12 protein-coding genes are annotated in these 11759 nt (G+C 26.3%); 8 read left to right on the forward strand and 4 right to left on the reverse strand.

Annotated elements, in window-relative coordinates:
* The first annotated feature begins 229 nt into the window (after positions 1 to 229).
* The 4 genes from HCG70_RS14300 to nagZ all read left to right on the forward strand — a co-directional run bounded on the left by HCG70_RS14300 (position 230) and on the right by nagZ (position 3484).
* Positions 230 to 385, forward strand: coding sequence for a hypothetical protein (locus HCG70_RS14300; RefSeq protein ID WP_172676131.1), 156 nt, complete (start codon positions 230 to 232; stop codon positions 383 to 385).
* A gap of 156 nt (positions 386 to 541) precedes the next feature.
* Positions 542 to 1306: a hypothetical protein gene (locus tag HCG70_RS14305; RefSeq protein ID WP_042394200.1), complete on the forward strand. Its 765-nt coding sequence runs from the start codon at positions 542 to 544 to the stop codon at positions 1304 to 1306.
* A gap of 204 nt (positions 1307 to 1510) precedes the next feature.
* A complete protein-coding gene (locus tag HCG70_RS14310; RefSeq protein WP_221697900.1) occupies positions 1511 to 2224 on the forward strand; it encodes a TIGR01906 family membrane protein in 714 nt (237 codons plus the stop codon).
* A 30-nt stretch (positions 2225 to 2254) separates the two neighbouring features.
* Positions 2255 to 3484, forward strand: a complete 1230-nt coding sequence (gene nagZ, locus HCG70_RS14315; RefSeq protein WP_221697901.1) for a beta-N-acetylhexosaminidase — start codon at positions 2255 to 2257, stop codon at positions 3482 to 3484.
* 97 nt (positions 3485 to 3581) lie between these two features.
* Here nagZ and nadC read toward each other — a convergent pair whose 3' ends face one another.
* From nadC to nadA, 3 genes are read right to left on the reverse strand one after another with little or no spacing between them, the layout of a single operon-like run.
* Positions 3582 to 4421: a carboxylating nicotinate-nucleotide diphosphorylase gene (gene nadC / locus HCG70_RS14320; RefSeq protein WP_042394194.1), complete on the reverse strand. Its 840-nt coding sequence runs from the start codon at positions 4419 to 4421 to the stop codon at positions 3582 to 3584.
* A complete protein-coding gene (locus tag HCG70_RS14325; protein WP_042394192.1) occupies positions 4399 to 5682 on the reverse strand; it encodes an L-aspartate oxidase in 1284 nt (427 codons plus the stop codon). The genes nadC and HCG70_RS14325 overlap by 23 nt, the downstream gene beginning before the upstream one ends.
* Before the next feature lie 5 nt (positions 5683 to 5687).
* Positions 5688 to 6593 carry a quinolinate synthase NadA gene (nadA, locus tag HCG70_RS14330; protein WP_042394190.1) on the reverse strand — a complete coding sequence of 302 codons (906 nt, stop codon included), beginning with the start codon at positions 6591 to 6593 and terminating at the stop codon, positions 5688 to 5690.
* A 176-nt stretch (positions 6594 to 6769) separates the two neighbouring features.
* On the opposite strand from nadA, the gene HCG70_RS14335 reads away from it, so the two are divergent.
* The 3 genes from HCG70_RS14335 (at position 6770) to HCG70_RS14345 (ending at position 10518) form a co-directional block, all read left to right on the forward strand.
* The gene (locus tag HCG70_RS14335) at positions 6770 to 7915 is read left to right on the forward strand and encodes a glycosyltransferase family 2 protein (protein WP_154820395.1); all 1146 of its coding nucleotides are present in this window, start codon (positions 6770 to 6772) and stop codon (positions 7913 to 7915) included.
* Positions 7916 to 8027: 112 nt separating this feature from the next.
* Positions 8028 to 9404, forward strand: coding sequence for an MBOAT family protein (locus tag HCG70_RS14340; protein WP_042394185.1), 1377 nt, complete (start codon positions 8028 to 8030; stop codon positions 9402 to 9404).
* Between the two features lie 10 nt (positions 9405 to 9414).
* Positions 9415 to 10518: a DHHW family protein gene (locus tag HCG70_RS14345; protein ID WP_055274894.1), complete on the forward strand. Its 1104-nt coding sequence runs from the start codon at positions 9415 to 9417 to the stop codon at positions 10516 to 10518.
* Positions 10519 to 10566: 48 nt separating this feature from the next.
* On the opposite strand, the gene HCG70_RS14350 is transcribed toward HCG70_RS14345, so the two are convergent.
* Positions 10567 to 11085, reverse strand: coding sequence for an NUDIX domain-containing protein (locus HCG70_RS14350; RefSeq protein WP_042394179.1), 519 nt, complete (start codon positions 11083 to 11085; stop codon positions 10567 to 10569).
* Positions 11086 to 11235: 150 nt separating this feature from the next.
* Here HCG70_RS14350 and HCG70_RS17700 point away from each other — a divergent pair.
* On the forward strand, positions 11236 to 11759 hold a 524-nt coding region (locus HCG70_RS17700), incomplete at its 3' end, for a collagen-like protein (RefSeq protein ID WP_221697902.1).

An 11759-nucleotide genomic window follows, 5' to 3' on the forward strand; every position in this document is an offset into this window, starting at 1 on the left:
AAAAATCTGAGTGATATAAAAAATCTTGGCCATAAAGGCCTTGATATATAAGGGTTAAGAAATATGATTAACCCTAAAATATTAAATAAAGGGAGGTGGTAAGAAGGGAATATTTTTTTAAAACATTATATATAATAGAATCAGTATTAGAAATAATAGTTATTTTGATACACAAAAATAAAATTATCAAAACAGATAATAATTAAGTGATTTTTAGGAGGAATTTGGTATGGAAAATGTTTATTCACAAATTGATGTTAATGCATATGTCGCTAAATATATGGATGAAATGGGATGTAATTTGAGTCAGGCTTGTGAGGAACTTGGAATTGATCCTTCAGATGTATTTGTATCAAATCATTATGATGAAGATGAGTTACAATAAAGTAGAATAAAAAATACGTGTTGAATAAATAAAGAGTTGACTGTATCTAAAAAGATACAGTCTCTATGATAACGTATAACATAACTTTACTACTAATAAACAAGCTGATATACTATATCTTATATAAATTTACTAGTAGTATATGGAGGATAAAATTTGAGTAAAAGAACAAAAGAAACAATATTGATAGGATCTGGACTTGTAATACTATCAATATTACTACACTACTTACATGTTGTAATTTTTAAAGATGTGCATCATACGATGATTTTTTTATTTGCGGATATTGCATTTATACCTTTAGAAGTATTTTTAACTACAATTGTAATTGAGAGGATATTAGAAAGAAGAGAGAAAGAGCATTTATTAGAAAAGCTTAATATGCTTATTGGATTATTTTATACAGAGCTTGGAACTAAGTTGTTATCAGATATAGTTAAAGGTGATGCACATGGAGTAATGGCTAATCATAGAACTATAAACTCTGATACATGGAATGATCAATCTTTTTCTAAATTGCACGAAGATATTTTAAATTATGATTATGAACTAAATATTGATAAAATAAATTTAGGAGATATAAAAAATAAATTAGATGATAATAAGGATTTACTTATTAATTTAATTTCAAATGGGAATTTATTAGAGCACGAAACATTTACTGAAATGTTAATGACTATAATGCATTTAAAGGAAGAATTAGATACAAGATATTGTGATGAAATTGAAAGATATGAAATAATGCATATAGAAAAAGATTTAATGGCAGTATATAAGTATTTAACAATCGAATGGGCTGAGTATATGAAATATTTAAGTAAAAATTATCCAAGTCTTTATTGTAAGGCGCTTATTAATAATCCATTTGATACTAGAGATAAAAAAGAAAAAGATAAGTGTTTTTTAGAAAATATAAAATAATAATATAAATAATACATAAAAATTATAATAACTTTTAAGATATAAAACTGATGGTAAATTATAGATTAAACATTGAATTTTATCTATAATTTGCCATTTTTTATTGTAAAAAGTGAATAGTGCATTTTGAAACCATATAATTACATAATTAAATAAAAATACAATGTAAAGTGGAATATGATATAATTGATGAGAGGTGATGATATGAGAGGGTATTTAAATAAAAGTAATATAATAAAATTTAGTGTAAATACTATTATGGGAATATTTACAGCTATATCAATAATATCAATTTCAACCATTATGGCATTAAATATGAAATTTATATATAAAATTATTATAGAAAAGTATAATTTAGTTTCTGTAACTGGTATATCATCGAATGATTTATTTTTAAATTATAGTAAGATTATTAACTATCTACAAAATCCTTTTGATTCAAAATTGGTTTTACCAAATTTTGTTATGAGCGAATATGGAAAAATTCATTTTAAAGAAGTTAAAGATATTTTTATAGTTCTTATAATTATATCAATAATTTTTTTGCTGTTTATTACTGGTTATATCGTTTTTAGTAAAATAGAAAATAAAAAAGAGTTTAAAATAAATATTATTAATAATCTTAATTTAGGTGCAAATATTTTGATTTGCTTTTTTGGATTTATAATAGTAGCTATTTTAATAGACTTTTCTAAGGCTTTTACATTATTCCATAAGATTATATTTAATAATGATTATTGGATATTTGATCCTAGTACCGATCCTATTATAAATGCATTACCAGAAGAGTTGTTTATGATATATGCTTTAATTATTTTGGTTATAATACTAAGTATATCGGTTATTATTAAAATTAATAAAAGAAAAATAGTTAGGGGAAGTGCTTTCTCTTATTCAGAAAAAATGATAATAAAATAGAAATAATATATATTCTAAGAAAGGAAAAGTATGAAGAAGAAAATTGGAGTTTCAGCAATTTTGTTTACTATGCTGATACTTCTTATAGCATGCATGGATAATACTAAGAGAAATGAAGAGGAACATTTACAAGAAGATATAAATAAAAAAGAAGAAATTAAGACGCAGAGAGATGAGATTAAAGAATTAATTGATAGTATGAGTATAAACGAGAAAATTGGCCAATTAATGATTGTTGGCTTTAATGGTACTAGTGTTGATGAAAATATAAATGATTTAATTAAAACTTCGTATATAGGAGGAGTAATATTATTTGGAAATAATGTTGAAAGCTTAAATGGAGTTACAGAACTTATAAATAATATAAAATTATCTAATATGAATAATAAGATACCTTTATTTATATCTGTTGATGAGGAGGGGGGAGTAGTTTCTAGAACTCCAAATGAGTTTTTAAAACTACCATCAAGTCTTTTTATTGGAGCATATAATAATAAAGAAATGTGTTATGAAGTTGGAGAAATAATAGCTAATGAATTAAAATTAATGGGTTATAATATGGATTATGCACCGGTATTAGATATTTTAAGTAATCCTAATAATACAGTAATAGGAAGTAGAGCATTTGGTAGAGATGCAGATATTGTTTCTAATTTAGGAATAAGTGTTATGAAAGGAATCAATGAAAATAATGTTATTCCGGTTGTTAAGCATTTTCCAGGACATGGAGATACTAGTGTAGATTCACATTATGGATTACCACTAGTTGAAAAAAGTTTAAATGAACTAAAAGAGCTAGAGTTTATTCCATTCCAAAATGCTATAAATAGTGGAGCAGATGCAATTATGGTATCTCATATTTTATTAAAAAATATAGATTCAGAAAATCCTGCTACCATGTCTAAGAAAATTGTTTCAGATATTCTTAGGGATGAAATGAACTTTAAGGGTGTGGTTATATCAGATGATATGACTATGGCAGCAATTATGGATAATTATGATATTGGTGAAGCTTCTGTAAAAGCTATTAATGCAGGCGTAGATATAATATTAGTTTGTCATGGATATGATAATGAAATTAAGGTATTGACCTCTATTAGTGAGGCTGTTAATTCAGGTGAGATTACAGAAGAAAGATTAGATGAAAGTGTATATAGAATTTTATCACTAAAAAATAAATATGATTTAAGTGACACAACTAAAATGAATTCAATAGGGATTGAAGAAATAAATAATAAAATTAATAATTTATTTTATTAAAAATAAAGTCGGTTAATATGAAGTATTTAGTATAAATATATACTGTAGCATGTTTATTTAACAGCATATATGTTATTTCATACACCGACTTTAATTATTATATTCTAGTAAAATTCTTTAAAGAAATATCAAAAGCTTTAACAGAATGGGTTAATTCACCGGAGGAAATGAAATCAACACCAGATAGTGCATAACTTCTAACTGTTTCTAATGTTATATTACCGGAGCATTCAGTAATAGCTCTTCCAGCAATTAATTCAACCATTTCTTTAGCTTGGGATGGGGTCATATTATCAAGCATAATAATATCTGCACCAGCATCAAGAGCTTCAAGAACTTCTTCTTTTGATTCAGTTTCTACTTCTATTTTTCTTACAAATGAGCAGTTGCTTTTAGCTAAGGCAATTGCATTTTTTATGCTACCTGCATATCCAATATGATTATCTTTTATTAAAATACCATCAGATAGTGAAAAACGATGATTATTTCCACCACCAATCTTAACAGCATATTTTTCTAATATTCTAAGGTTAGGGGTAGTTTTTCGTGTATCTAAAAGCTTTGTGTTAAGACCTTTAAGTTTTGATACATATTTATTAGTTAAGGTTGCAATTCCACTCATCTTTTGAAGTAAATTTAAAGCAACTCTTTCACCCATTAAAATATTAAGAGCATTTCCTTGAATTTCACCTATTATATCACCCTTAGTAATATTAGAACCTTCATTAATAAAGGCGGTAAACTCGACTTCACCTAGCAGATTAAATACTCTTTCAAAAATAGGTAATCCACAAATAATTCCATCTTCTTTAGCAATGAGAGAAGCTTTTGCTTTAGATCCACTAGTTATAACAGAAGAAGCAGTAATATCTCCATAAGGAATATCTTCTTCTAGTGCATTTTTTATTATTTTATCAACAATTGAATAATTTAGCATATTTATTGTCCACCTTTCTTTTTAAATAGCTTATCAATTCGTCATAAGAATCTAGTGCATAAGATTCAGATTCAAAAATAATATCTTTATAATGAATTTCATTTATTTTAGAATTAATATTTTCAGATGCTTGCTTTGCAAATACTAAAGCTTCCAGTAATGAGTTACTAGCAAGTCTATTACTTCCATGAACTCCAGTACAACTAGCTTCACCAACGGCATAAAGATTATTCATTGATGTTCTAGAGAATAAGTCAACTTTGATTCCACCCATACAATAATGATGGGCAGGAGCTATAGGTATTAAATCTTTATCCATTTTATAGCCTCTTTTTAGGCATTCATTATAAAGAAAAGGAAATCTATACATTAAAAATTCTTTAGATTTCTTTGTCATATCAAGATAGACATAAGGATTAGTAGGAGTTTTAGATATTTCATTTAATATTGAAGTAGATACAATATCTCTAGGAAGTAACGGATTAATAAATACTTCTTTATTTTGGTTAACTATTATTCCGCCTTCACCACGCAAAGATTCTGATAAGAGTAATTTTTTACCCTTTACATCAGGTTCATATAATACAGTAGGATGTAATTGCAAGTACTCCATATCTTTAATTTCAATATTATGTTTTAAACTAATATTTAAGCCATCACCAGTTAAATATTCAACATTAGTAGTTGAATTAAAAATACCCCCAATACCACCAGTAGCCAAAATAGTGAATTTACTATTTACTTTATAAGTTCTATGTGAATCTCTCAAAATACCGCCATAGCATGTATTATCTTTACATATTAAATCTATTAATGCAGTATTTTCAAGCATAGTAATATTTCTTTTTTTAGATACAATATTTAATAATGTTTCGGTTACAGACTTTCCAGTTTCATCTTTAACGTGGACAATTCTAAATTCACTATGGCCACCTTCGCGTGTATAATTTAATTTTTCTTTAGTTTTATCGAATGGTACTCCAAGCTTAATTAAAGTATTAATGTTTTCAATTGAATTTTTTATTAATAATTTAACAGCTTTAGTATCATTATGATAATTTCCTGCTTTTACTGTATCATTAAAATAATTTTCTTCATCAAAAAGACCAAGGGAAGTTGAAATACCACCTTGAGCAAGATAACTATTACAGTCTCTAAAGGAATTCTTAGTAATCATTAAAATCCTAATATCATCTCTTAAATTAAGTGCAGTATAAAGGCCTGCAATACCAGTGCCAACTATTAAAACATCATAATTCATAATTGCTATACAGATAGAAGATGCATATTTTCTAGGGCTTTATGAGCTTTTACTCTAAGTTCCTCGTCAATATGAACTTCAAATTCCTCATTTTTTAAACAATTATATAAATCATTAAGAGATATTTTTTTCATATTAGGACATATCATTCCTGTTTTAGTAGTAATAAATGTTTTAGTAGGACTTTTTAATTTCATTTCATATAATACACCTTCTTCGGTTACAACAATAAATCCATTGGAACTTGAAGAGGCACTATAATTAATTAGTTCAGATGTACTTCCTATAAAATCAGCTAAATCTCTAACATCTTTGTTACATTCGGGATGAACTAAAATGAGATAATCTGGATATTCCTTTTTTAGTTCGATAATTTCCTCTTTTTCTATTCTTTCATGAGTAGGGCAGAAGCCTTGATATAAAGTAAAGTTTTTATTAGGAAGCTGTTCTTGTAAGTAGCTTCCTAAGTTTCTATCAGGTAAAAAAATTATTTCTTCTGTATCAAGATTATTTAATATATCAATGGCAGATGATGATGTAACACATACATCTGATAAGGCCTTTATATCTAAATTAGAATTAATATAGCTCACAACTTTAGCATTAGGATGCTTGTCCATTAAATTTTCTAAACGATCAACTAAAGCCATGTCAGCCATAGGGCAGGTTGTTTCATTTGAAGGAATAAGAACTTTTTTATGGGGTGAAAGTATTTTAGCACTTTCAGCCATAAATTTTACTCCACAAAATATTATTAAATCTTTATCACTTTCCATGGCTTTTTTACTTAAAAAATAGGAATCACCAACTATGTCGGCAATTTCTTGAATTTCATCACATTGATAAAGATGAGCAACTATTAATGCGTTCTTTTCTTTTTTTAATTTTAATATTTCTTCTTTTAAGCTCATTTTCACACTTCCTCTTAAATTATTTACATGTGTATATACATTAGATTATCATAAAAATATACAGCTTTCAATAGATGAAAAATTAATTAAAAAAGTAAAATTATAATAAATTTGGACATCTTTTAAAAATTATTCGTATCATAATATAAGTAGTATTTTGGAGGTAAGAATTATATATGAAAAAAAGAGTTACTTTAAGTTTATGTATGATAGTTAAGGATGAAGAGAGAACCTTAGAGAGATGTTTAAATTCAGTAAAGTCTTTTATAAACGAAATTATAATAGTAGATACAGGATCTAAGGATAAAACTAAAGAAATTGCAAAAAGCTTTAATGCAAAGATATATGATTTTAAATGGATAAATGATTTTGCAGCTGCAAGAAATTTTTCTTTTAGAAAAGCTACTAGTGATTATATACTATGGTTAGATGGGGATGATTTTATAAATAGTGAAGATATTACTAAGATAGAAAATCTATTAGAACATTTAGATACTAGTTATGATTATATAAGCGGTGAATATATATTAGCAAGAAATAATGAGGGTAAAGTATCTTCTGTTTTAAGAAGAAATAGAATTGTTAAAAGAGAAAAAAATTTTAAGTGGATAGGAAAGGTTCATGAGTATTTAGCGGTATATGGAAGAGGATTAGAAGGTGATTTTGCAATAGAGCATGGAAAAGTTAAAGCATATACCGATAGAAATTTTCAAATATTTAAGGAAATGGAGAAGAAGAATGAAAAATTTTCTCCAAGGGATATGTACTATTATGCTAATGAATTGATGGATAATGGGCATTATAAAGAAGCAATAGATGAATATAGAAAATTTATTGAAACTAATCAAGGATGGATAGAGGATGTAAAAGGAGCTTATTTTAGGATTATAAATTGTTATAAAGTATTAAATGAAAAAGAAAAGGTACCAGATATCGTTTTTGAAGCATTTAAGATAGACGCTCCTACTGCTGAAATTGTTTGTAGTTTAGCTGAATATTTTTTTGAGAAAAATAATATCAATCAAGCTATATTTTGGTATAGAACAGCGTTAGATTGTATACCTTATAAGGGAAATCCATCTTTATCAAATAGTGCTTATTATACTTGGATTCCAAGCTTGCAGCTTTGTGTTTGTTATTATAATTTAGGAAAAATTGATTGTTCATATTTTTTTAATGAGCTAACAGCAACTTTTATGGGCGATTCTGACAAGGTAGTATATAATAGGAAAATATTTGAAGATGCATATAAAAGATTAAATTCAAAAGCGCCTACATTAGAATATCCTTTAAAGGCATGTGATTATATCAAGTATATATAAAAGATTAAGGGAACAAACCATTAGGATAATTTGTCTAATTAAAGAACAAGTCTTCGAGTTTAATTTTATTATAATCTAAACTCGAAGACATTATGAAGGAAGAGGGACTAGAATGGTTTTTAGTAGTATTTTATTTATATTTAGATTTTTACCAATTTCTATGGGTATTTACTTTTTAACACCAAAAAAGTTTAGAAATTTTAGTTTGTTAATATTAAGTTTAGTTTTCTACTCGTGGGGGGAGCCTAAGTATTTTGTACTTATGTTAGCATCTATATTTGTAGATTATTTTATAAGTCTTGGTATCGATAAAAATAATAAAAGTAAAAGGATTAGGATTATACTTTTGTGTATATCGATAACATTTAATATAGGAATTTTATTTTTCTTTAAATATATTAATTTTTTTATAGAAAATATAAATAGTATTTTTAATATGTCACTTAGTTATGTAAAAATAACATTACCTTTAGGAATAAGTTTTTATACTTTTCAAACTATGTCATATACGATAGATGTATTTCTAAAAAAAGTTAAACCAGAGAAAAATATAATTGATTTTGGGGCATTTGTTTGTTTATTTCCGCAACTTATAGCAGGGCCAATAGTAAAATATACTGATATAAATAGGGAATTGAAGTCTAGAAAAGTTAATTTAGATGCAATTCAAGAGGGAATAAGGTTATTTATTTTAGGGTTAAGTAGCAAGGTTATTATTGCAAATAATATAGGAAGCCTTTGGACAGAAGTTGAAGTAATGGGATTTAGTAATATAAGTACAATTCTTGCTTGGATGGGTATAATAGCATTTGCATTACAGATATATTTTGATTTTAGTGGATATTCACTTATGGCAATAGGTCTTGGGAAAATATTGGGGTTTAATTTCCCTATAAATTTTAATTATCCATATGAATCAAAAAGCATTAGTGAATTTTGGAGAAGGTGGCATATTACATTAGGACAATGGTTTAAAGAATATGTTTATATTCCATTAGGTGGTAATAGGGTAAGGAAAGTAAGACTATATTTTAATTTATTTATTGTTTGGTTTTTAACAGGATTTTGGCATGGGGCAAGTTATAATTTTATATTATGGGGATTATACTTTTTTTTATTAATAAGTATTGAGAAGGCAGGTCTCTTAAAATTTTTAAATAATAATAAGTTTATTTCACATATATATGCTATATTCTTTATTTTAATTGGATGGGTATTGTTTGCTGTAGTTGATTTAGCTCAAATAAAATTATTATTTAAACAGATGTTTAGTTTTAATATAGGTAACGAATGGATTTATTATCTTAGAAACTATGCTATAGTTTTTATTATTGCAATTATATTTTCTACTAGTTTTCCTAAGAAATTATATAAGAAATTTATTAAAAATGATGTAATTGATACTGTAATTATACTTATGATCTTTTTAGTATCAATAGCTTATTTAGTTGATTCATCATATAATCCATTTCTATATTTCAGATTTTAGGGGGAGTTTGATGAAAAGAAAATATTTATTATACGGATTTACAATAATTATTTTAACATTAACAGTAATTAGTTTTTTTGATAAAGATAAAATATTTTCAGAGTTTGAAAATAGAAATTTAAAATCTAAGGCTAAGTTTTCAGTTGAAAAATTCATTAATGGAAAATTTCAAGAAGAATATGAGGAATATATAAATGATCAAATACCATTAAGAGATGAATGGATAAGTATAAAGTCGATGAGTGAATATTTACTTGGAAAGATTGAAAATAACGGAATTATATATGGGAGAAATAAAAGACTTTTTGAAAAATTTGATTCTTTTAATGAAGAAAGACTTAAAAATAATGTCGAAGCTATAAGTAAATTTAGTGAAAAATATATTGATAAGGTATCTTTAATGATTGTTCCAAATTCATATGAGATATACAGAGAAGATTTACCTAAAGGATCACAACAAGTTAATCAGACTGAAATAATAAATAAAATTTATTCAAAGTTAATTTATTCAAATAATATTAATGTATTAGATGAGTTTATAAATAAAAAAAATGAGTATATTTACTATAATACAGATCATCATTGGACAACGTATGGTGCATATTTAGCTTATTGTGATTTTATGGAATCAATAGGTTTTTATCCTATAGATTTAAGTAACTATAATAGTGTTATTTTAGATGAGTTTTATGGTTCATATTTTTCTAAGGCTAAGCCATTTAATATACAAGGAGATATACTTACATATTATGAGTTTTATAATTTAGAAATGGATATTGTTGGAGATAGAAAGTATGATTCTATCTATGATATATCTAAAGCAGAATTGAGAGATAAATATTCTTTGTTTTTAAGAGGAAATAATTCATTAACTATAATAAAAAATAGTAAGTTGCAAAATAATAAAAATATCTTAGTTATAAAAGACTCTTTTGCAAATTCATTAGTTCCATTTCTAACACAAAATTTTGAAGAAGTACACGTTATTGATTTAAGAAGTTTTAATGGTAAAATAAGTGATTATATCAATGAAAATAATTTTGATAATATTATAATTTTATATAATTTTATAAATTTAGCTACAGATAATAATATATTAAAAATTAAATATTGATTTGTTTTATATGCACTAATCCATATAAGTAAGAATTAGTGCATATTTTTATAGATATGCAAGTATACTAATTGTCTTTGTGTCAATGATTTTACCTGATTTAATCATTGACTTTACTTCATCTAAATTAAAAGATTTAACTTCAGTAAATTCATCTTCATCGCAACATTTATTTCCTAATGATAAGTTTGTTGCCTTAAATAAATGAATAATTTCATCACAAAATCCAGGAGCTGTTGCAATACTGCCTAGATAAGTCATTTCTTCTGCTATATAGCCTGTTTCTTCTTCAAGTTCCCTATGTGCGCAATCTAAAATAGATTCATTTTCACTAAGTTTTCCAGCTGGAATTTCTAAAATGGTTTTATTCAATGGTTTACGGAATTGTTCTATTAATAAAATTGTATTATCGTCTATAAATGGAATTATAGCACAAGCTCCTGGGTGATTGATAATATCTCTAGTAGTTATTTTTCCGTTTGGAAGTTCTACTTCAATATTTGATATTTTCAAATAATTACCAGAATAAATTAATTTTTTAGAAATAGTTTTTTCATAAAATTTCATAGTTGCCTCCGAATAGTTTTATTGATTATTATATCATACCTTATAAAAAATATATGTTTTTGTAAAAGATTAAGTAACAATAGATTGGTATATACATAATATAAAGTATAGGAAAATTTAGTAAGATTATTAATACTAAGGAGGAAAAAGATGACAATGTATAGGAATATGAGAAATAATATGTCAAGAAAAAATATATTAATGAGTAGGAGAAGCAGTTATCATTCTTATGATGAACTAGAGGATGAACAATTAGAAGATGAACAGTTGGATAAATATAACGGAAGTAATGATATGTCTTACGAAATGAATTCTAGTATGTATGATAAGTTTGAATGTTCAGAAGATAAAGACAAAAATGAGTGTTCTTGCGTATGTATTCGTGGATGTAGAGGTCCAAGGGGTCCTAGAGGATTTAAAGGAGCAACAGGAGCAACTGGAGCAAGAGGAGCAACAGGAGCAACAGGACCACAAGGAATAAGAGGAGCAACAGGAGCAACAGGAGCAACAGGAGCAACAGGTGCAAGAGGAGAAACAGGAGCAACAGGAGCAACCGGTGCAAGAGGAGCAACAGGAGCAACTGGAGCAACAGGAGCAAGAGGAGCAACAGGAGCAACAGGACCACAAGGAATAAGAGGAGCAACAGGAGCAACAGGAGCAACAGGAGCAAGAGG

The sequence above is a fragment of the Clostridium sp. K04 genome (genome assembly GCF_019734375.1).
Taxonomy (GTDB): Bacteria; Bacillota; Clostridia; order Clostridiales; family Clostridiaceae; genus Clostridium; species Clostridium saudiense.